At 75.0% G+C, this 20644-nt stretch carries 14 protein-coding genes; 8 read left to right on the top strand and 6 right to left on the bottom strand.

Going from position 1 to position 20644, the window contains the following annotated elements:
- Positions 1–83: 83 nt before the first annotated feature.
- A complete protein-coding gene (locus ACZ5FU_RS20785; protein WP_451527717.1) occupies positions 84–740 on the bottom strand; it encodes a response regulator in 657 nt (218 codons plus the stop codon).
- Positions 740–3091, bottom strand: coding sequence for a sensor histidine kinase (locus ACZ5FU_RS20780; protein ID WP_469046129.1), 2352 nt, complete (start codon positions 3089–3091; stop codon positions 740–742). Before ACZ5FU_RS20780 ends, ACZ5FU_RS20785 begins: the two co-directional genes overlap by 1 nt.
- A gap of 417 nt (positions 3092–3508) precedes the next feature.
- Here ACZ5FU_RS20780 and ACZ5FU_RS20775 point away from each other — a divergent pair, with 417 nt between their 5' ends.
- Positions 3509–4804 carry a M23 family metallopeptidase gene (locus ACZ5FU_RS20775; RefSeq protein WP_469046127.1) on the top strand — a complete coding sequence of 432 codons (1296 nt, stop codon included), beginning with the start codon at positions 3509–3511 and terminating at the stop codon, positions 4802–4804.
- A gap of 67 nt (positions 4805–4871) precedes the next feature.
- On the opposite strand, the gene ACZ5FU_RS20770 is transcribed toward ACZ5FU_RS20775, so the two are convergent.
- Complete coding sequence (locus ACZ5FU_RS20770; RefSeq protein WP_451778209.1) at positions 4872–5801, bottom strand: GNAT family N-acetyltransferase; 930 nt, start codon at positions 5799–5801, stop codon at positions 4872–4874.
- Positions 5802–6021: 220 nt separating this feature from the next.
- On the opposite strand from ACZ5FU_RS20770, the gene ACZ5FU_RS20765 reads away from it, so the two are divergent.
- The gene (locus tag ACZ5FU_RS20765) at positions 6022–6744 is read left to right on the top strand and encodes an FAD binding domain-containing protein (RefSeq protein ID WP_451527721.1); all 723 of its coding nucleotides are present in this window, start codon (positions 6022–6024) and stop codon (positions 6742–6744) included.
- A 184-nt stretch (positions 6745–6928) separates the two neighbouring features.
- On the opposite strand, the gene ACZ5FU_RS20760 is transcribed toward ACZ5FU_RS20765, so the two are convergent.
- Positions 6929–9475: a discoidin domain-containing protein gene (locus tag ACZ5FU_RS20760; protein ID WP_468646657.1), complete on the bottom strand. Its 2547-nt coding sequence runs from the start codon at positions 9473–9475 to the stop codon at positions 6929–6931.
- Positions 9476–9928: 453 nt separating this feature from the next.
- The gene (locus tag ACZ5FU_RS20755) at positions 9929–11299 is read right to left on the bottom strand and encodes a COG1361 family protein (RefSeq protein ID WP_468836450.1); all 1371 of its coding nucleotides are present in this window, start codon (positions 11297–11299) and stop codon (positions 9929–9931) included.
- Between the two features lie 232 nt (positions 11300–11531).
- On the opposite strand from ACZ5FU_RS20755, the gene ACZ5FU_RS20750 reads away from it, so the two are divergent.
- The 6 genes from ACZ5FU_RS20750 to ACZ5FU_RS20725 all read left to right on the top strand — a co-directional run bounded on the left by ACZ5FU_RS20750 (position 11532) and on the right by ACZ5FU_RS20725 (position 18496).
- On the top strand, positions 11532–12491 hold the full coding sequence (locus tag ACZ5FU_RS20750; protein ID WP_451527724.1) for an STM4015 family protein: 960 nt from the start codon (positions 11532–11534) through the stop codon (positions 12489–12491).
- 82 nt (positions 12492–12573) lie between these two features.
- On the top strand, positions 12574–13710 hold the full coding sequence (locus ACZ5FU_RS20745; protein ID WP_451527725.1) for an STM4014 family protein: 1137 nt from the start codon (positions 12574–12576) through the stop codon (positions 13708–13710).
- 112 nt (positions 13711–13822) lie between these two features.
- Positions 13823–14650, top strand: a complete 828-nt coding sequence (locus tag ACZ5FU_RS20740; RefSeq protein WP_468646661.1) for an STM4013/SEN3800 family hydrolase — start codon at positions 13823–13825, stop codon at positions 14648–14650.
- Positions 14647–15999, top strand: a complete 1353-nt coding sequence (locus tag ACZ5FU_RS20735) for an STM4012 family radical SAM protein (protein WP_451778217.1) — start codon at positions 14647–14649, stop codon at positions 15997–15999. The genes ACZ5FU_RS20740 and ACZ5FU_RS20735 overlap by 4 nt, the downstream gene beginning before the upstream one ends.
- A 9-nt stretch (positions 16000–16008) precedes the next feature.
- Positions 16009–16914 (top strand): STM4011 family radical SAM protein, encoded by a 906-nt coding sequence (locus ACZ5FU_RS20730; protein WP_451527727.1) that lies wholly within the window; start codon positions 16009–16011, stop codon positions 16912–16914.
- A 28-nt stretch (positions 16915–16942) separates the two neighbouring features.
- Positions 16943–18496, top strand: coding sequence for a CYTH and CHAD domain-containing protein (locus tag ACZ5FU_RS20725; protein ID WP_469046125.1), 1554 nt, complete (start codon positions 16943–16945; stop codon positions 18494–18496).
- 111 nt (positions 18497–18607) lie between these two features.
- On the opposite strand, the gene ACZ5FU_RS20720 is transcribed toward ACZ5FU_RS20725, so the two are convergent.
- Complete coding sequence (locus ACZ5FU_RS20720; RefSeq protein WP_469046123.1) at positions 18608–20641, bottom strand: RICIN domain-containing protein; 2034 nt, start codon at positions 20639–20641, stop codon at positions 18608–18610.
- Positions 20642–20644: the final 3 nt, after the last annotated feature.

Raw genomic sequence — 20644 nt, 5'->3', positions numbered from 1 at the left:
TCTCGTGGGACGGTCGTCCTCCCGGCGGCCGGTCGTCCTCCCGGCGGCCGGGGCCGCCCGGGCCGCGCCGTCCGCCGACGGACCTACGCGTCGGCCGTGCCGCGCGGCCGCACCAGCCCGCTCTCGTACGCCAGGATCGTGGCCTGCACGCGGTCGCGCAGCCCCAGCTTGGACAGCAGGGCGTTCACATGGGTCTTCACCGTGCCCGTGGTCACCCCGAGGGCGGCGCCGATCTCGGCGTTGGCCAGCCCCGCCGCGATGTGCAGCAGGACCTCCTTCTCCCGGGGCGTGAGCGAGGACAGCGCGCCGGCGGCGACGGGCGGCCGGGGCGCGCCCTGCGCGAAGGCGCCGATCAGGCGGCGCGTCACGGTCGGAGCCAGGATGCCCTCCCCGGCGGCGACCACCCGGATCGCCGACAGCAGGTCCTCGGGCATGGCGTCCTTGAGCAGGAACCCCGACGCCCCCGCACGCAACGCCTCGTAGACGTAGGCGTCCAGGTCGAAGGTGGTCAGCACCAGTACCCGAGGCCCGTCCGGTGCCGCGGTGACGAGACGGGTGGCGGTCAGGCCGTCCATGCCGGGCATGCGGATGTCCATCAGCACCAGGTCGGGCCGCTTCTCGGCGGCCAGGGCCACCGCCGACGCCCCGTCCCCGGCTTCGGCGACCACGGTCAGATCGGGTTCGGCGTCCACGATGGCGGCGAATCCGGCACGGACCACGGCCTGGTCGTCGACGACCATCACACGCGTGGCGACGGGGACACCTCCTGAACGGGCTCCGGACCGGGCCGGGCCGGCAGCAACGCCCTCACGATACCGGGCGCTTCGCACACGATCCGTCCCGACCCGGCGGCGGCCCGCGCCCGCAGCCGCTCGGCCACCGGCCCGGTCACCGCCAGCGGCACGCCCGACACGGTGACCCGCAGCGTCTCCCGGCGCCGCCTGAGCACGACCCGCGCCGGACCCTGGTCACCCGCGCCGAGCGCCGTCTCCACGATCCCGTACGCCGACAGCGCCACCGGGGGCGGCAGGTCCCGCGCGGCCCTCGGCAGGCCGCGCAGGGTCACCCGGCGGCCGGAGGAGGACAGGTCCCGGCACAGCGAGACGAGGTCCGCGGCGGTGGGCGCGGGGGAGTGACGCCGGCCGGGGTCCTCGGACCCGCCCAGACCGTGCAGGAGTTCGCGCATCGCCGACAGCGCCGCCCGGGCCTCCGCGGCCACCTCCTCCAGCTGTCCCTGCCGGGCCCGTTCGACCAGGGCGGTCGTGCGCTCCAGGACGGCGTCGCGCAACTTCGCCGCCAACCGCCGCCGTTCCGCGTCCGCGGCCCGCTCCGCGTGCCACAGCGAGGCGGCGAGCGCGTGGTCGTCCAGGGCCAGCACCCGCAGGCGCCTGCGGCGCACGGCCAGCCCGGCGCCCCACAGGGCGGCGAACACCGCGGCCGTCACGAGGACCAGCGGTACGAACACCACCACGGCGGTGAGCCGTACCGACGCGGCCCCCGTCAGCCTCCCCTCCGCCGCGGCCGTCGTCACCACGACCGCGGAGAGCGACACCGCCGACACCCCCCAGGCCGGCCAGGTCCGGGCGGCGCCACGGCCGTAGACCCCCACCGCGTACACGGCGAGCAGCTCGGTGACGGCCGCCACGTCGAAGAACCGCGACACCCGCACCGGGACGTCCGCCAGGACGACCGTCGCCGGCCACAGCCACGACGTGGCCAGCACCCCGAGGAGAGCCGCCCACGGGGCGCGCCGCCGCCACAGCAGCGGCACGGCGTGGACCGTCAGCAGCGCCGCCAGGACGGCGAGTGCGGGCAGGGCGGCCCGCAGGCTCGCGCCCGTCCAGTCCTGCGCGGCGACCAGCGCGGACAGCAGGGGCAGCATCGCCGCCGAGAAGACCAGGACCGGATCGGCCAGCCGTTGTTCCCGCAGCACGTCCCGGCGCCCGGCCCCCTCGGCCGGGCTCCGGGGCCCGGTGGCGTCGGGCAGCGTGGCCCGCACCCGCCAGCCCCCGTCCGGCCCGGGACCGGCGGTCAGCTCTCCGCCGACGGCGGCCGCCCGCTCCCGCATGCCCGTGAGGCCGCGCCCCGATCCGAGACCGCCGACCCCGGACGGGGCGGAGCCGCGCGGCGGGGCGTTGTCCACGGTCAGCTCCAAGGCGCCGTTCCCGCGCCGGACGACGACGCGGGCGGCGCAGCCCGGCGCGTGACGCAGGGCGTTGGTGAGGGCCTCGCGGACGATCCCGTGCACCGCCTCCGCCGCCGGACCGGCCAGGTCGTCGGGGAGGTCGGCCTCGATCGGCCGTCCCAACCGTCCGAAACCGGCGACGAGTTCCTCGATCCGGGCGGTCATCGCGGGCGACTGCGTGCCGTCGTCGGTGTCCCACAGCAGCCCGACGAGCCGCTGCAGCGAGGTGAGCGTCTCGACACCGGTGCGCTGTGCGAACGACAGGGCCTCCGCCGTCAGTTCCGGTCTTCCCGGCCCCACCCGGCGGGCGGCGTCGGCGGTGATGACGACGGACGTCAGATGGTGCGCGCTCACGTCGTGCAACTCGCGTGCCAGCCGCCGCCGTTCGGTGTCGGCCGCCCGCCGCCGGGCCTCCTCCGCGCCGGCCAGCCGGCGGGCGGCGGCCGACCGCCCGTCGAGCCACTGCCGCCGGCCCTCGCCGAGCCCCGCGCACACCAGGTACACCAGCGCGCCGAGCGTCCACTCCGGAGCGAGGGCCGGGCGGAGGCCGACGCGCGCGAACGACAGCAGCCACTCGACGCCGACGGCCGCGGCGACCGCGCGGACGGTCACCGGCGCGGGGCGGCGGACGGCGACCGAATACAGCGAGACCGGCGCGCCGAGGCCCAGGAAGCCGTCCGCCCAGACCGCCTGGCCGGCCACCAGGGTGCCCAGGGTCCAGACCAGGCACCGGACCGGCGCCCGCCGACGGTGGCCCAGGGCGACGGTCTCGGCGGCCAGGACGGCCAGGACGGCCGCGAACCGGACCGGCCCCGGCGCGTCCGCGCCGGCGGTGCCGGTCGTCCACCAGATGAGCTGCCCGGCCGCGAGCAGGGCGGGGAGCAGCCAGTTGCGTATCGTGTCCATGTCGGCGACGAGCGTAGGCCGCGGCCCGGCGAGGCCGCACCCGTCGCCGGTACGAGGCGGCCCTCCACCCCGGTACGAGACGGCCCTCCACCCCGCGACGCGGGCGCCCTCCACCCTGCGACGAGGGCGCCGTTCCCGCGTCGGGCCGCGCCCGGGCACGGGCCGCCGGCCGGGACGGCCTTCCTGACGTCCCGTCAGTCACGACGTGCCCGCCCGCCCCGGCCGGACGGGCCCCGGCGCCGGTCCCCGGCCTTCCTTCCCCGACGGCCACGGCGCCCGCGGCCACGCCGCCCGCACGGACGTACCGGATCTGCCCCCGAGGACACCTCCCTCTGCCTTTGCGTCCGCTGACTCCGCGCGCGCCCCGCGCTAGCGTCCGTCCGTGAGCACGAGCAACTCCCCCCGGCGGCCGGTGGCATGAGCGAGAACGGGGCCGTCGAGACGCGCCCGCAGGAGGACTCCGCCGGGGAACGGCGGCCGACGGCCGCGGACCAGGACCGGGATCGTCACCAGGACCACCACCAGGACCAGGACACGGCCGCCACCGCGGGCGACGGGTCTTCCCTCCCCGCCGCCGAACCGCCCGCCGAACCGTCCGCCGGGCGGGACGGGGCCGCGGACGCCGACGCGTCGTCCGGCGGTCCCGGCACGCCCCCCGCCCCGCCCGCCTCCGCAGGCCGTCCCCGACGGCGCGGCCCCGGACCCGTCGTCCTGCTGGTGCTGCCCGGTCTGCTCACGCTGTCCGCGGTGACCGGGGTCCTCGCGCTGACCGGCGGCATCCCCTCGGGCTGGACCCCCGGCGCGGACGGGCAGCAGGTCACCGTCCCCGGCATCGACGAGTCCTACGTGCCGTGGCTGCGCAAGGCCGCGGCCGGCTGCACCGTCGTCACTCCGTCCGTGCTCGCCGCGCAGATCGACCAGCTCTCCGGCTGGCGGGACGACACCGGCCGGCTCTCCGGCGGGCAGGGCATCGCCGGGTTCACGGACGCGGAGTGGCGCACCTGGGGCAAGGACGACGACGGCAACGGGAATTCCTCGCCCCGCGACCCCGCCGACGCCATCATGGCGCTCGGCCGCCGGGACTGCGCCCTCGCCGCGGAGGTCACCGGCCTCAGGACCGACGGCACCGTCACCGGCGACCTGGTGGACCTCACCCTGGCCGCGTACGCCGTGGGCGGCCGCGAGGTCGCTGCGGCCGGACGGGTGCCCGCCGGGGCCCGGACCTACCTCGCCGAGGTGAAGCGGCTCGTGCCGCGCTACGAGGCGTTCGACCGCGAGGCCCCGGCCGGCGGCGGGTCCGCGGACGCGATCCTGGCCCCGCCCGTGACGACCCTCGTGATCACGTCGCCGTACGGCTCCCGCGAGCACCCCCTCACCGGCGTGACCAAGCTGCACACCGGCGTGGACTTCGGCGCCCCGCAGGGCGCGCAGGTCTCCGCCGCCCGCGACGGCACGGTCGTCTTCGCGGCGATGACCAAGGCGTACGGCAACCGCGTCGTCGTCGACCACGGCACCGTCGACGGCAAACGGCTGGAGACCACCTACAGCCACCTCTCCGTCCTCGGCGTCGCCGCCGGGCAGGGCGTGCGGACCGGCACCCCGATCGGCCGGGTCGGCTCGACGGGCCTGTCCACCGGTCCCCACCTGCACTTCGAGGTCGTCTACGACGGCTACTACGCCGACCCGGAGCCCTGGCTCGCCCTCGGAGGCTGACCGGGGCGGACCAGGCGCCCGCCCGCCCCGGCTGTCCCGCTCGCCTCGCCCGCCCCGGCCGTCCCGCTCACCCCGGTACGACCGCCTCCCAGGTGTCGACGGCGTAGTGCAGGCTCATCCCGTTGCGGGCGTACAGTCGGGGTGCGCCGGTGGTGTTGGAGGTGTCCACGCCCAGCCCCACCGTGTCCCGGCCCCGTCCGGCGAACGTCGCGAAGGCGTGCCGCAGCAGCAGTCCGGCGAGGCCCCGGCCGCGGGCCTCGCGCACCACGCCGATGCTGCGGATCCAGCCCATCGCCTCGCGGTCGTCGCGCGCGAGCAGGAACCCGGCGTCGCCGAGGTCGTCCGTGGCGGCGATCCACACCAGCGACCAGTCCAGGTTCCGCGCGTCGACGTCGTGCAGCCACTGCTCGTAGCTCCGCGGCTGGAAGTCGAAGTGGTCGGCGAAGCTCGCCCGGTACAGCTCGTGCACCCGTCTGCGGTCCGCCTCGTCGGCGCAGGCGCGCACCCGTACGCCCGCGGGCGGCACCGGCGTGAGGTCGGCGGCCCGGTCCAGGGGGCGGCGCAGCACGTGGTAGCGCCGTACGACGTCCCAGCCGCGGGCGCGGAGCACCCCGGTGTCGAGGGTGGGCCGCACGTTGAGGTGCAGGTGGACCACCGCCCGCCCGCAGCCGTTCTCACGGGCCTTGTCCAGGGCCCTGGCCTCCATCGCCTCCAGCAGGAGCCGCCCGGCCTCCTGGTGCTCGGGCAGGACGTAGTGGTCGATGTCGACGCGCTCGCCGGACGACTCGTCCCACAACAGGCCGTAGGCGACCGGCCGGTCCCCTTCGAGGGCGAGCCAGGAGTCCCGCGCGAGGTCGGTCTCCGGGTGCCTCAGGTCCGCCTCGACGGTGTGCAGGTCGGTCTCGGGCCGGCCTATCTCGATCAGGTCGACGGCGTTGAGGAGGTCGGTGACGGCGGGCGCGTCGGCGAGCGTGACGGGACGCAGGACGTAGGACATGGGGCAAGCGTCCGGGGGAGGGCGAACGGGCCGCAACGGAATTTCCGCGTCGGCTCCCGGTGCCGTCCCCCACACGAGGGGCGCACGCGGCGGGACGGTGAGCCCTGTACGCGCCCCCGCAGGCGTGGGCACAATGCGCTCTGCCAGTGATCACATGGCGGAGGCGCTGATTCCGCCCCGTCGACTTTCCCGGGGTCCCCGGGAAGGAAGGTCGGTCGCCGTGTTGTTGCGTCTCCCCACCTCCGTGTCCGAAGCGCAGGAATGCCTCGCCGAGGGCGCCGTGCCGATAGGCGGGGCCACCCTCGTGTGGGCCACCTGGCAGCGCGACGGCTTTCCGGAACGGGCCATGTCCTTGCGGGAGTTGCCCGAGGCCAACGCGGTCGGGCGCGGCACGCTCGGGGCGGCCGTGGTGCTCCACCGCATCGGCGCCGAGGCGCCGGAGGCGCTGCGCGGGGCCGCCGCCGGTATCGGCACCGGAGCCGTGCGCAGGACCGCCACCGTCGGCGGCAACATCGTCGGCAGCACGCTGCGGTGCCTGCTGCCCGCCGCCCTCGTCCTGGACGCGCGGGCCACGGTCCTCGCCTCCGACCGGATGTACGAGACCGATCTCGCCGAGACCGTGGCCAAGCGCCACCTCATGCTCGGACTGCGCTGGCGCGACCCCGTCGTGAGCGGCTACCACAAGGTGCCCGCGGACCCGGGCGGGCCGCCGCCCTTCGTCGTCGCGACCGCCGTGCACGCCGACGGCGGAGGCCGCGGGCTCCTGCGGGTCGCCGCCCGCGACGGCTACGAGGTGCTCAGCGAGGGCGTCCCGTGCGAGGCCGGGCCCGACGAGGCGTTGCACGCCCTGGAACGCACGGAGTTCGGCGCCCTGCCCGCCGAGGCGCGCGCGGTCGTCCGCCGGCAGGTCACGGACGTCCTGGCCCGCTCCGCCGAGGGCTGAGCGGGCCAGGCCAGGTCGGGCGAGGACGGGCCGGGACGCCGCGCCGCGTGCCCCGGCCGGCCACCGGACCTGCCGGCTACCGGACCTGCCGGTACCGGGCCCGTCGGCCACCGGACCCGTCGGTACCGAGGACCTGCCGGTACGACGGTCGTCGTCGCCGTACCGGCAGGCGGTCATCCCCGTCTCACGGGAACTGCGTGATCTTGGACGGGACGGTGTCCGTGCCCGAGGTCGGCGCCCCGGTGTCGTTGACCACGTGTGCGTACTGGCCCTTGCCGCCCAGGGAGATCACCTGGACGCTGTGCAGCCTCACGCCCGGCCGGACCGGGACCTGGAAGCCGTGGTGCTGCACGATCGAGGAGTCGGACGTGAAGTTGCAGTAACTGCCCAGCCCCCAGGCCTCGTGCTCGTTCACCGTGTCGGCCACCTTGTAGGCCGCGTAGCCGACGATGCCGTCGTGGGTGACGGCGGCCGCGTTCGGGACGTCGTAGGCCTTCTCGTTCTGGAAGAAGACCGTCCGCCCGCGTTCGCCGTTCCAGACGACGTCGTACTTGTTGAAGTGCTCCACGAACAGGCCCGTGGTCAGGACGTCGTCGCCGTTGACCCGCAGGCCGTAGTCGGCACGGTTGGTCTCCCAGCCGACGCCCTCGCCGTGGTCGGCGCGCCAGATCCAGGTGTGGTCGATGACCACGTCGTCGCTGTTGACCACCACCGAGTCGGTCGCCAGGCCGGGGCCGGCGCCGCCGATGCGGACGAACACGTCCTGCATGGTGGTGGGGTTCGCCGCGTGGTCGGCGCTCGACCCGGCCGGACCGATCCGCAGCAGCGTGTCGGAGCGGACCGCACCCGCGTCGATGAGGAACCCGGCGAGCCGGACGCCGTCGACGTCGGCCACGTGCATCGCGTCCACCCCGCCGTCGGGCACGAGCGTGGCCAGACCGAGGCCCAGCACCACCGTGTCGGCGCGGTTCACCTCGATCGCGCGGTCGAGGTGGTAGACCCCGGGCGTGAACAGCAGGTGCAGGCCCTGGGCGAGCGCGGCGTTGATCGTGGCGGCCGTCGCGCCCGGCTTGACGACGTAGAACCGGCTCAGCGGGATCGAGGTGCCACCCGCGTTGGCCGGCCAGGACACCCCGCGCGCGTCGGTGCGCTTGGCGGGCACGAACACCTTGTAGTCGTCGCCGTCGAGGTACAGGAACGGCTTCTCGCGGGAGACCGGGGTGGTGTCCAGGGTGGTGTAGGGGCCGGTGTCGAAATTCGTGGCCGGGGCGCCCTGGACGCCGGTGAACGTCATGTTCCACACGCCGTTGGTCCAACCGCCGACCGAGCTGTCCCGGGTGTACCACTGCTGCTGGGAGTACGGCCCCACGGTGCCGTCGATCTTCGAGTCGGCGATGTAGCCGCCGGAGGCCCAGCCGTAGCCGTTCGGCGCGAGGTTGAGGCCGCCCTGGACGTGGATCCGGCGGAACGGCGCCGCCTGCGCCACCGCCCACCGGTCGGTGCCGTTGACCGGGCGGACGGCCAGGTTCTCCGCCGAACGCCAGAAGTTCTGGGTGGCGTTGCCGTTGAACCAGCCCGCGTCGACGGTGATGTCACCGTTGATCTGCGTGTCGTCGGGGTTGAGCCCGAGCCCGGAGATCGAGGTGTAGAAGCCGAGCTGGGCGTTGACGCCGTTGTACGTGCCGGGCTTCAGCAGGAACTGGTAGCGCCCGGAGCCGAACTGGTTCGACTCCTGCCGGGCGAAGACCTGGTCGAACTTCTGCTGGAGGTCCGGGGTGTTCGGGTCCACGACGATGACGTTGGGTCCCAGGTCGCCGCCGCCCTGGATCGGGGGCGTGCCGCCGGTACCGGTGTGCACGGCCACCTCCCACAGCGAGTAGCCGTACGGCGTGGCGCGGGTGGTCCCCTCGATCCGCACGTACCGGCCGGAGCCGCTCAGGTCGTAACGCGCCCTGCCCCCGGTCGCGCCGGTCACGCTCCGCAGGGTCGTCCAGGTCTGTCCGTCCGCGGAGGCCTGGATCCGGAAGTCCTTCGCGTAGGCGGCCTCCCAGTTCAGGTCGATCCCGCACAGGTCCCGCACCGAGCCCAGGTCGACCCGCAGCCACTGGGGGTCGGCGGCCTGGCTGGACCAGCGGGTGCCGTCGTCGCCGTCGAACGCGGCGGAGGCCGGGGTGCCGGCGTTCTCCGTCGAGGAGGCCGTGGCGGGCCTGCCCTGCGCCGCGTTCGCGGTGTCGCAGGTGCCGGGCGTGGTGCCGCCGGAGGTGCCGTAGACCTGGAACTCCCAGAGGGAGTAGCCCCAGGCGGTGGCCCGGTGCACGCCCTGCATCCGGACGTAGCGGCCCTGGCCGGACACGTCGTGGGCGTCGGTGCCGCCGTCGCCGCCGGTGACCGTCCTCAGGTCGGTCCAGGTGCTGCCGTCCGCGGAGATCTGGAGCCGGTAGTCCTTGCCGTAGGCGGTCTCCCACTGGAGGACCACCCGGGTGACGGTGGCGGTGGCGCCCAGGTCGACCTGGAGCCACTGCGCGTCCGTGGCGGCGGAGGACCACCGCGTGCCGGTGTTCCCGTCCACCGCGAGGGCGGCGGCGGTGCCGGCGTTCTCGGTCGACGACGCGGTGGCCGTCCGGCCCTGGGAGAGCGGGGTCTCGGCCGCCGCCGCGGGTGGCCGGTTCGTGGGGAGGGCGAGCAGCGCCGCCGTGGCGGCGAGCGCGACACCCAGGGATCTGAGTCTCATGCTGGTTCCCTGCGGGGTGAGTGGGGGTGAGTACGGGCGGGTGGGTGCGGGTGGTCACGAGCGGGTGGGTGCGGATGATCACGGGCGGGCGGGTGCGGACGGTCACGGGCGGACGCGGGAACGCGCGGGGTCGACCGGGTGTGCGCAACCCGTCGTGACCGCTGCTTAGTTCACGACTTGATTTAACTGATGACTTCTCCGGTCCGGCAAGCCCCGTGAAGGAGGAAACTTTTCGGGCGGTGACCGCGGCCGACCCGCCGCGGCCACCGCCGTGTTCAGAAGATGACGCCCACGGACCCGCTCCGGACGGACCCCGCATCCGATGCGACGCCCTCACGCCGGACGCCGGACGCCGGCCCGGACACGGGCCGGCCGGAACCGGCCGGCGGCGTCCGCCCCGCGGAGTGCGGGTCCGGAGCCGCCGCTCGAACGGCTGCTCCGGACCCGGGCCGGTCAGTTGACGGCCAGGACCGCCGTGTTGTTCGTGAGGTCCGGGTCGAAGGTGAAGGGGTACTGGCCGAACTCGCCGTACGGGGGGTGGATGCTCACGGCGCCGGTCGCGCCGGGCACCACGGTGTCGACGCGCAGGGAGAACGCGAACGTGCGCCGGGTGTCCTGCAGCACCCAGTAGGGCAGGTTGCAGTCGTAGCGCGGGGCGCCCGTCTGCCTCGGGTGGTAGCCGCCGGCGAGGGTGCGCGGGGAACAGCCGGACGGCACGCCGGTGACCGTGGTGCCTTCGGGCACGATCAGCCGGACCTTGGCGACCGGGTCGCCGGAGACGATGTTGCCGAACCAGGCCGGGCCGTTGTTCGCGAACGTGAGCCCGGCCGTGACCGTCCGGCCCACCGTGCCGGAGACGGTGTCACCGGTCACCGAGAAGTCCGCGGTGTTGTCCACCCCGATCTGGACGACCGTGTAGTCGTTCAGGGAGTCGATGTCCTGGGCGCCGTCACCCGGCTCGACGCCGAGGTCGAGCCGCTCGTTCAGCGCGTGCGGGGCGAGTCGCACCGTCAGCGGCTCGGGCAGCTCGAAGGAGTCGCCCGGCGCCAGCACCCGGTCGAACGTGCAGACCGCCCTGCTCGACGGTGCGTAGTCGTCGCCGTCCGTCGTGGTGTAGGTGCAGGCGTCGTACCGGCTCAGATCCGTCAGGCCGTACGAGGCGTAGATCTTGACGGTGAGTCCGTTCGCGCTCTCGTTGCCGTTGTTGGTGACCTCGAAGGGGATCGTCCGCTCGTCGCCGGGCCGGCCGTCCTCGACGTCGGCGACGGGGGTGATGGCGAGGTCGGGCCCGGTGCCGACGGTCAGCGTGGTGTCGAAGCTCTCGTGCGGCGCGGTGAGCCTGCCGTCGGGGCCGCCGGCGGCCGTCGCCTCGTAGGTGATCCTGCCCCGCGCGCCGACCGCGGCGCCGTCGGCCGCGCTCACCGTCAGGAACACCTGGTCCTCGTAGTCGCTCCCGATCGTGGGCACCACGGGGATGTCGCACACCGCGCCCGTGCCGCTCGGCGTGCAGTTGTCGGGCCAGGTCACCTCGGCGACCCCGGCGAGGCCGGAGACGTCGACGGTGAGCCTGCCGTCGGTCACGGTGAAGTTCTGGTTGTCGTGGTAGAGGCCGACGCCGAGAGTGCGGGACTGCGGCCGGCCGCCGTCGGTGCCGACCGGTAACGTCTGCTCGTACGGCTCGTCGATCCACAACTGGTCGGTCTGCGGCGGATCGTCGTCGGCCGACGCGGGCGCGGCCAAGCCGGCGGTCAGCAGGCCGGCCACCACCGCCACGACGACGCCGGATCCGATCCGTGACGGGCGTCCGCCCGAGAACGGTCTCATTGCTGCTCCCCAAGGGTGTGATGACGCGACCGACGCGCCGGTGACCCCGGCGTGCCGGCAGGATCATCACATGGCGGGGCGGTCCGACGCCCCCTGCTTTTCCGGCCCTCCCGAGGCCGTCACCCCGCCCGGCCGGCCCCCCGGCCGGCGCCCCGCCACCGTCCCTGTCGGTGGCTGTTGGTAGAACTGCGGTCACCACGGAACGCACCCTCTTCCTCCCAGGAGCAGCCGTATGACCATCGGTGACCACCTCGACGCGCTGTACCGGCTGCCCGCCCACACCTTTCCGGGTCCCGGCGCGCCGACCGACGGGCTCCCCGAGGCGGAGGCCGTCGCCTGGCGCGTCACCAGCGACGTGTACGACGCCGACGAGGAGTGGACGCAGGCCTTCGCCCGCTTCTGCGCCGCCGTCGACACCACCCGGGTGCGCGCCCTGATCGTCGGCGCCTGGCAGGAGGCGTACGACAGCGAGCCCACCGCCGTCGTCGAGGCGCTGGTGGCGGCCCGCGAGCGGTTCCCCGCGCTGCGGGCCCTGTTCGTCGGGGACATGGTCATGGAGGAGTGCGAGATCTCCTGGATCAACCAGACCGATCCGACCCCCCTCCTCGCCGCCTACCCCGAGCTGGAGGAGCTCGGCGTCCGCGGCGGCTCGGGCCTGCGCTTCCCGGCGCTCGGGCACGACGCCCTGCGCCGCCTCACCATCGAGTCCGGCGGCCTGCCCGCGGAGGTCGTGCGCGGCATCGCCGCCAGCGACCTGCCCGCGCTGGAGCACCTCGACCTGTGGCTGGGCACCCCCGACTACGGCGGCGACAGCGAGGTCGCCGACCTGGAGCCGATCCTGTCCGGCGCCCGCCTGCCGCGCCTGCGCCACCTGGCGCTGCGCAACAGCGAGATCCAGGACGCCGTCGCCGCGGCCGTCGCCTCCGCGCCGGTGGTCGCCCGCCTGGAGGTCCTCGACCTGTCCATGGGCGTCCTCACCGACGAGGGCGGCGCCGCCCTCCTGGCCGGGCAGTCCCTCACCCACCTGAAGAAGCTCGACCTCCACCACCACTACCTCGGCGAGGACCTCGTGGACCGCATCCGCCGGACCGTCGAGACCGCGGGCGTCGAGGTGGACCTCGACCGCGACGACGCCGACGAGGAGCAGGAGGACGACGGCACGGTGTGGCGGTACGTGGCCGTGGGGGAGTGAACACCCCCTGAGCACCGCCCCCGGCACTCCCCTGGACACCCCTGCGCCACGCAGGCACCCGGACACCCCACGAGAGGACGTCATGCAGCGGCCGGCCCCCCGCCGGCGGCCCCGCTTCGCGGTCGTCGGCAATCCCGAGAACCGCCGGGTCGCCCTCTTCGCGGACGCCGTGCGCGCGGCGGGCCTGCCCGCCCCGCGTGTCGTCGCCTGGACGGAGGTGCTGCGCGCCGGCGGTGCCGAGTTCGGCCCCGAGGAGATCGTCCGGATCGACTCACCGGGCGAGAACGCGGACGTCGACCGGCTGCTGCGCGGCACCGCCGACCCCACCCGCGTCGAGGGCTCGGCCCGCTGGTACGCCGGCTTCACCGCCGCGCTCGCCGGCCTGCGCGGCGGCGTCCGCCTCGACGACCCCGACGACCTCCCCGTCCTGTTCGACAAGAGACGCTGCCACGCGGTCCTCGACGCCGCCGGCGTACCGGTCCCGGCCTCGCCCACCTCGGGCCCCGCGGCCGCCCCGGTGCGCGGCTGGGACGACGTACGGGCGCTGATGCGCGAGCACCGGATGCCGCGGCTGTTCGTCAAACCCGCGCACGGCTCGTCCGCGTCGGGCGTGCTGGCGGTGGAGACGGGCGGACCGGGCCGGATCAGGGCCACCACCTCGGTGGAACTCACCTCCGACGGGCGCCTGTTCAACTCGCTCCGGGTCCGCCGCTACCAGGACGAGCGCGACGTCGCGGCCGTCGTCGACGCGCTCGCCCCCGACGGCCTGCACCTGGAGCGCTGGCTGCCGAAGGCCTCCCAGCAGGGCCGCGCCGCCGACCTGCGGGTCGTCGTCGTGGCCGGCCGCGCCACCCACGCGGTGGTGCGCACCAGCCGCTCGCCCCTCACCAACCTCCATCTCGGCGGCCGCCGCGGCGATCTCGAGGCGGCCCGGCGGGCCGTGGCGGCGGCGGGCGCCCGCTGGTCCGACCTGCTCGACGTGTGCGAACGGGCCGCCGCCTGCTTCCCCCGCACCCTCTGCGTGGGCGTCGACCTGCTGCCGGCCCTCGACTGGCGCAGGGCGGCCGTCGGCGAGGTGAACGCCTTCGGCGACCTGCTGCCCCGCCTCACCGGCCTCCCCGGCAGCGGCGCGGAGGGCCTGGACACCTACGCCGCCCAGGTGGCCGCGGCCCTGCGCGCCCACCCCGCCCGCCACAGAACAGGAACACCCCATGCGTGAGCCGGACCCGACTCGGCCGGACACGGAGAACGACGCCCCGCGCCGGCCGGACACGGACGGCAGTGCCGCGCGCCGGCCAGGCACGGACGGCAGTGCCGCGCGCCAGCCGGACATGAACCAGGTGGTGGGCAGCCACGACCTTCTTCTCGTCACCCTCGACACCCTGCGCCACGACGTCGCCGCCGAACTGGCCGCCGCCGGCCGCCTGCCGAACCTGGCCCGCCACCTCCCCGGCGGCCGCTGGGAGGAGCGGCACGCCCCCGGCAGCTTCACCTACGCCTCCCACCAGGCGATCTTCGCCGGCTTCCTGCCCACCCCGGCCGCCCCCGGACCGCACCCGCGCCTGTTCGCGGCGAGCTTCGCCGGCAGCGAGACCACCGCCGACGAGACCTTCGTCTTCGACACCCCCGACCTGGTCTCCGGCCTGGCGAAGGCGGGCTACCGCACCGTGTGCGTCGGGGGAGTGGGCTTCTTCAACAAGCGGGGCCCGCTGGGCTCGGTGCTGCCCGGCCTGTTCCACGAGTCCCACTGGGAACCGGAGTTCGGCGTCACCTCGCCCCGCTCCTTCGAGAACCAGGTGGCCCGCGCCGAGCGCGTCGTACGCGAACTCCCCGACGGACAGCGCCTGTTCCTGTTCGTCAACGTCTCCGCGCTGCACCAGCCCAACTGGTTCCACCTGCCCGGCGCGACCCGCGAGGCCGGCGACACCCGCGCCTCGCACGCCGCCGCGCTGGAGTACGTCGACCGGCACATCGGCCGGCTGTTCGCGGCGGCGAGCAGCAGGCGCCGCTGCTTCGCGATCGTCTGCTCCGACCACGGCACCGCCTACGGCGACGACGGCTACACCGGTCACCGCCTGGGCCACGAGTCGGTGTGGACCGTGCCCTACGCCCACTTCTTCCTCGACCCCGCACCCCGCCCGACGGAGGCCACCGGATGACCCTCACCGAACCGGCCCTCACCGGGCCGACCGCCCGCACCAGCCCCTACCAGCACTACGTCTACGCCTACCCGCACAAGACGGCCTACCGCGCCCTCCCCGGCCGCCCCGCGCTGCGCACCCTGTGGGCGGCCGAACCCAAGGACGCCCTCTCCCTCTACCTGCACATCCCGTTCTGCGAGGTCCGCTGCGGCTTCTGCAACCTCTTCACCCGCATCGGCGCCCCCGACGGCCTGACCGGCGCCTACCTCGACGCGCTCGAACGCCAGGCGGACGCCGTGCGGGAGGCGCTCGGCGACACCGACGGGGTGCGCTTCGCCACCGCGGCCTTCGGCGGCGGCACCCCCACCTTCCTCACCGCGGCCGAACTGGACCGCCTCTGCGACATCGCCGAGCACCGCATGGGCGCCGACCTGCGGGCCGTCCCCCTGTCCGTCGAGGCCTCGCCCGCCACCGCCACCGCCGACCGGCTCGCCGTCCTGGCCGGCCGCGGCGCCACCCGGCTCAGCCTCGGCGTGCAGAGCTTCGTCGACTCCGAGGCCCGCGCCGCCGTGCGCCCGCAGCGCCGCGCCGACGTCGAGGCCGCCCTCGGCCGGATCCGCGACGCCCGCGTACCGGTCCTCAACATCGACCTCATCTACGGCATCGACGGGCAGACCGAGGACACCTGGCGCCGCTCCCTCGACGCGGCCCTGGCCTGGCGCCCCGAGGAGCTGTACCTCTACCCCCTCTACGTCCGCCCCCTCACCGGCCTCGACCGCCGCCACGGCGGCCCCGACCCGCGATGGGACGCACAGCGGCTGCGCCTGTACCGGGCCGGCCGCGACCACCTCCTCGCCCACGGCTACACCCAGCGGTCCATGCGCATGTTCCGCCGCGCCGACGCCCCGGCCGAGGGCGCCGACGACCACGCCTGCCAGACCGACGGCATGATCGGGCTCGGCTGCGGCGCCCGCTCCTATACTGCCCGCCTGCACTACTCCTTCGACTACGCCGTCGGCATGCACGAGGTCCGCGCGATCATCGACGACTACGTCCGCGCCACCGACTTCGCCCACGCCGAGGTCGGCCACCCCATGGACGACGACGAGGCGCGCCGCCGCCACCTCCTGCAGTCCCTCCTGCAGGCCGACGGGCTGCGCACCGACGACTACCGGGCCCGCTTCGGCTCCGCCCCCGCCGACGACTTCGCCCCCGCCCTCGAACGGCTCGCCGGCCACGGCTGGCTGACCGGCGACCCGGACGTCCTCCGGCTCACCCCGGAAGGCCTCGCCCACTCCGACGCGATCGGCCCCGCCCTGTTCTCCCCGGCCGTGCGGGCCGCCATGGCCGCCTACGAGAGGAAGTGAGCACCGGTCATGGACCTGACCCTCCTCTACCGCGGCCCCCTCGCCTCCTGCGACTACGACTGCCCCTACTGCCCGTTCGCCAAGCGGCGCGACACCGGCGCACAGCTCCGCGCCGACCGCGCCGCCCTGGAACGCTTCGCCGAGTGGGCCGAGGGGCAGACCGGGGACCGCCTCTCCCTGCTGTTCACCCCCTGGGGCGAGGCCCTGGTCCGCTCCTGGTACCGGCGCACCCTCGCCGACCTGTCCCGGCTCCCGCACGTCCGCCGGGTCGCCGTCCAGACCAACCTCAGCTGCCGCACCGACTGGCTCGCCGAAGCGGACCCCGGCACCCTCGCCCTGTGGTGCACCTACCACCCCGGCCAGACCCCCTACGACCGTTTCCTCGCCAAGTGCCGCGACCTCACCGCGCGCGGCATCCGCTTCAGCGTCGGCGTCGTCGGCCTGCCCGAGCACCTCGAAGCGGCCCGCCGCCTGCGCGCCGACCTGCCCGCACACGTCTACCTGTGGATCAACGCCGCGGAGGGCCACACCTACACCGACGCCGACGCCGCCCGGTGGACGGACCTCGACCCGCTGTTCCCCTACAGCCGCCACCCGCACACCAGCGCCGGCCTGCCCTGCCGCACCGGCGACTCCGTGGTCTCCGTCGACGGCGAGGGCACGGTCCGCCGCTGCCACTTCGTCCCCGCGCCCCTCGGCAACCTCTACGACGGCTCCTACCGCGCCGCCCTGCGCCCCCGCCCCTGCCCGCTGGCCGTCTGCGACTGCCACATCGGCTACGTCCACCTGGAGACACTGCCCCTCTACGACGTCTTCGCGGGCGGCGTGCTGGAGCGCGTCCCGGCCGAGGTGCCCTCCCCCCGGCGCACCGTCGACCCGCCGGCCCCGGCGCCCGCGGGCCCGCGGGAGGTTTGACCCGGCGGATCGTGTCAACCGGGTAGACATGACCGAGTCGACGAGGGAGACCGAACGGAAGTACGAGGTGCCGGCGGAGGGCGGCCTCCCGAGCCTGCCCCGGCTGACCGGCGCGGGCACCGGCTGGTCGCTCGTCGACGGCGGCTCCCACGATCTGGACGCGGTGTACTACGACACCGCCGACCTGCGCCTGCTGCGCGCCTCCGCCACCCTGCGCCGCCGTGAGGGCGGCCGAGACGCCGGCTGGCACCTGAAACTGCCGCTCGGCGACGACACCCGCGAGGAGATCCGCGCCCCCCTCGGCACGAACGACCACGGCAACCCGCACGACATCCCCGACGGCCTGCGGGAGCTGGCCCTGTCCCGGACCCGTGGCGCCCGCCTCGAACCGGTGCTGCGCCTGCGCACCCACCGCACCGTGCGCGAACTGCTCGACCCCGACGGCGGCGTCCTCGCCGAGCTGACGCTCGACCGGGTCCGCGCCGACTCGCTGCGCGGCGACCGCGGCCGCACCTCCTGGACGGAGCTGGAGGTCGAGACGGTCGCCGAGGAATCCGCCGCCACCGTCCTGAAGCGCGTCGAGAAGGCACTCGGCAAGGAGGGCTTCACCCGCTCCGACTCCCCGTCCAAGGCGGTCCGCGCCCTGAACGAGACCGTGCCCGGCGCCCTGCCCGCCCCGCAGCCGCCCCCCGCCCCCGGCACCGCCGGCGAGCACGTGGTCGCCTACCTCACCCGGCAGGTCCGGGCGATCGTCGACCTCGACCCGGCCGTACGGCGCGCCCTGCCGGACTCGGTGCACCGGATGCGCGTGGCCTGCCGCCGGCTGCGCAGCTGCCTGCGCTCCCACCGCCCGCTCCTCGACCGCGCGGTCACCGAGCCGCTCCGCGCCGAACTGAAGTGGCTCGGCGGCGAACTGGGCGCCGAACGCGACCAGGAGGTGCTGCTGGAACGGCTGCGCGGCGGCGTCGGCGCGCTGCCCGGAGAACTGGTCCTCGGCCCGGTCTCGGCCCGCCTCCAGGCCTGGGACGCCGCCCGCTCCGCCGAGGCGCGCGAGCGCACCCTCGCGGCGCTGTCCTCGCCCCGCTACGTGGCCCTCCTGGAGGCACTGGACCGGCTGGTCGCCCACCCGCCGCTGCGCGCCAGGGCCGGCCGCAAGCCGGCCGAGGTCCTGCCCGGGACGCTCCGCAAGGAACACGACCGCCTCGCCCACCGGGTCGGGCGCGCCCTGCGCACGCCCGCGGGCCCGGAGCGCGACGCCGCCCTCCACCAGGCCCGCAAGGCGGCCAAGCGGGTCCGGTACGCGGCAGAGGCGTCCCGGCCGGCCCTCGGCGGCACCGCGAAACGCCTCGGCAAGCGCGTCAAGGCCGTGCAGAAGGCGCTCGGCGACCACCACGACGGCGTCGTGGCCCGCGAGACCCTGCGCCGCCAGGCCGTGGCCGCCCACCGGGCCGGCGAACCCGGATTCACCTGGGGGCTGCTGTACGGCCGGGAACAGGCCGTGGCCGCCGACCGTGAACGGGAGCTGCCGCGGCTGTGGCGGGCGGCCGAACGCGGCGGCCCGCGCAAGGCGAAGCGCTCCTGACGCCCCGCCCTCGGCGCGCGAAGACCGCGTCCGCCCCCGGCACACGAAGGGCCGTGCCCGCACCGTCGACTGCACGGTGCGGGCACGGCCCTTCGGACTGCGGGCGGGAGACTACGACGCGTCGGTCACGTCCGTCACCCTCCAGCGCTGGTTGGAACCGGAGTTGGGCGGCCAGGTCGTGACGGCGGCACCCTCGTGGGTCGCCTGGCCGCCGACCTCCAGGACCCGGCCGGTGGCCGGGTTCACCAGGGTCCAGGTGCCGTCACCGGTGGTCGACATGACCCACTCGGTGGCGGGGTCGCGTTCACCGGTGTCGGGCTCCACCACGGGCACGTCGTCGTGGACCGCCAGCCGCTTGCCCTCGGCCGGGTTGGCGAACACGTAGCGCTGACGGGCGCCGGTCTCGCCGTACCGGGCGTCGAGCCGCCACTGCTGGGCGACGGTGCCGGTCCCGGTGCCGAGGACGAGGCCGGTGCCGTTCGCGGCGACCGTGACCGCCTTGCCGCTCTGCACGCCGGTCAGCGTGTAGGTGCGGCCCTTGCGGATCAGCGGGGCGTCCTTCGCGACGCCGGAGACGCCCTCGACGGCGAAGGAGGTCACCGACTGCGCGGGCACGGTGAAGCTGGCCCGGCCGCCCTCGACCGCGACCGGCGCCTGCGGCCGGAGCTTGCCGTCGGCGCTGGTGACCACCGGGGTGACGGTGGCCTTCTTGCCGATCTTGCGGAACTTCGACAGGTCGACGGTGACCGTGCGGGCCTCGGCCGTGCTGTTGACGTGGACCAGCGAGGCGCCCTTGCCGTCCGCGGTGACGGCGGCGGCGGTGGAGGTGTCGTCCACCTTGATCAGCCGGTCGCCGGGCTTGATGAAGTGCGTGAAGTTGCGCGCGGTGTCGAACTTGGTGTTGGTGTGGATCGGGCAGGACTCCAGGGTGTCCTTCGAGGTGCAGCCGAACGGGAGCTGGATGCTGCCCCAGTTGCCGCCCTTCGCCGACTCGCCGCCCGGCCTCATGTTGTCGAGGTCCTCGACCGGCTGCCAGAACACCCAGGCCTTGGGCTCCAGTTCACGCAGGTCGTTCACGATCTGCTGGGCGAGCCCGAGACCCGGGCGCATGTCGGTGAAGCTCTGCCCGTCGCCCCAGTCGCCCTCGACCTCGCTCATCCACAGCGGCTTGTCCGCCGCCTTGGCCAGGTCCCGCACGGTGGTGCGCTGCCCGGTGCCGTAGGTGTGGACGTTCATCCGGTCGACGAGGTCGCGGGAGGCCTGCGAGTAGGAGTTCCAGTTCGTGGCGAACAGGCCCGGGTTGGTCTCGTCCATCGCCGAGATGCCGGCCTTGACCTTCGCCTTCTTCAGCGCCGGCGCCAGGGCGGCAAGGACCTGCTGCTGGACCGTGGGGCCGATGTGGGCGCCCTCCTGACGGCCGCCGACCGGCCGGCCGTCCGCGCCGAGGCGCGTGCCCCAGTAGCTGGTGTTCGGCTCGTTGAACGGGTCGACCGTGTCGACCTTGATGCCCTCGGCCTTCTCCAGCCGCTTCGTGGCGCCCGCGAGGTAGGCGGCGAAGTCGTCGACCGACTCCGGCCGGAGCTGCTCGGCGCCGGCGTCGAACCCGCCGGAGACGTACCCGCTGGCGGTCATGAACCACGGCGGGGAGTTGCTGAACGTCTCCCAGTGGTCGACGTCGTTCTTGATCCGCTCGACCCACCAGCGCTGGGTGGCGTCGGCGTCCTCGTTCCAGTCGGCCGGGTCGTCGGCGCTCCACCAGTCGGTGTCCTCGCGGGTGGTGCCCGCGGGCGCCTTCCACCAGCCCTCGACGGCGCCGCCGGCCCGCAGGTAGTCCTCGACGTCCGGGGCGTTGCCGCCGCCGATGTTGTACCGGGCGATGTTGAGCGCCAGCCCGTCGTCGTCGAAGAGGAGCTTCGCGAGCTTCTCGCGTATCTCCGCCGGGTAGTCGCCGGTCGCGTTGGCGAACCAGACGAGGCTGGTGCCCCAGCCCTCGAACTTCTCCTGCCGGTACGACGGGTCCGGCGTCACGGTCACGGACGCGGCGGCCTCGGCCTGCGCCGGAACGGCGAGCAGGGCGGCCCCCGTGGCCAGGGCGGTCAGTGCGGCGGCCCCGAGGGTCCGTCCGTCGCGTGTACGGCGTGCCATCTG

This window comes from Streptomyces sp. NPDC031554, assembly GCF_055580685.1.
The sequence above is the reverse complement of the archived record's forward strand: the minus strand, read 5'-3'. Positions and strand labels throughout refer to the sequence as shown.

Bases quoted from the DNA above. Each gene is read 5' to 3' on its own strand.
- ACZ5FU_RS20785 (WP_451527717.1), bottom strand. From the start codon at position 740: ATGGTCGTCGACGACCAGGCCGTGGTCCGTGCCGGATTCGCCGCCATC.
- ACZ5FU_RS20780 (WP_469046129.1), bottom strand. From the start codon at position 3,091: ATGGACACGATACGCAACTGGCTGCTCCCCGCCCTGCTCGCGGCCGGG.
- ACZ5FU_RS20775 (WP_469046127.1), top strand. From the start codon at position 3,509: ATGAGCGAGAACGGGGCCGTCGAGACGCGCCCGCAGGAGGACTCCGCC.
- ACZ5FU_RS20770 (WP_451778209.1), bottom strand. From the start codon at position 5,801: ATGTCCTACGTCCTGCGTCCCGTCACGCTCGCCGACGCGCCCGCCGTC.
- ACZ5FU_RS20760 (WP_468646657.1), bottom strand. From the start codon at position 9,475: ATGAGACTCAGATCCCTGGGTGTCGCGCTCGCCGCCACGGCGGCGCTG.
- ACZ5FU_RS20755 (WP_468836450.1), bottom strand. From the start codon at position 11,299: ATGAGACCGTTCTCGGGCGGACGCCCGTCACGGATCGGATCCGGCGTC.
- ACZ5FU_RS20750 (WP_451527724.1), top strand. From the start codon at position 11,532: ATGACCATCGGTGACCACCTCGACGCGCTGTACCGGCTGCCCGCCCAC.
- ACZ5FU_RS20745 (WP_451527725.1), top strand. From the start codon at position 12,574: ATGCAGCGGCCGGCCCCCCGCCGGCGGCCCCGCTTCGCGGTCGTCGGC.
- ACZ5FU_RS20740 (WP_468646661.1), top strand. From the start codon at position 13,823: ATGAACCAGGTGGTGGGCAGCCACGACCTTCTTCTCGTCACCCTCGAC.
- ACZ5FU_RS20735 (WP_451778217.1), top strand. From the start codon at position 14,647: ATGACCCTCACCGAACCGGCCCTCACCGGGCCGACCGCCCGCACCAGC.
- ACZ5FU_RS20730 (WP_451527727.1), top strand. From the start codon at position 16,009: ATGGACCTGACCCTCCTCTACCGCGGCCCCCTCGCCTCCTGCGACTAC.
- ACZ5FU_RS20725 (WP_469046125.1), top strand. From the start codon at position 16,943: ATGACCGAGTCGACGAGGGAGACCGAACGGAAGTACGAGGTGCCGGCG.
- ACZ5FU_RS20720 (WP_469046123.1), bottom strand. From the start codon at position 20,641: ATGGCACGCCGTACACGCGACGGACGGACCCTCGGGGCCGCCGCACTG.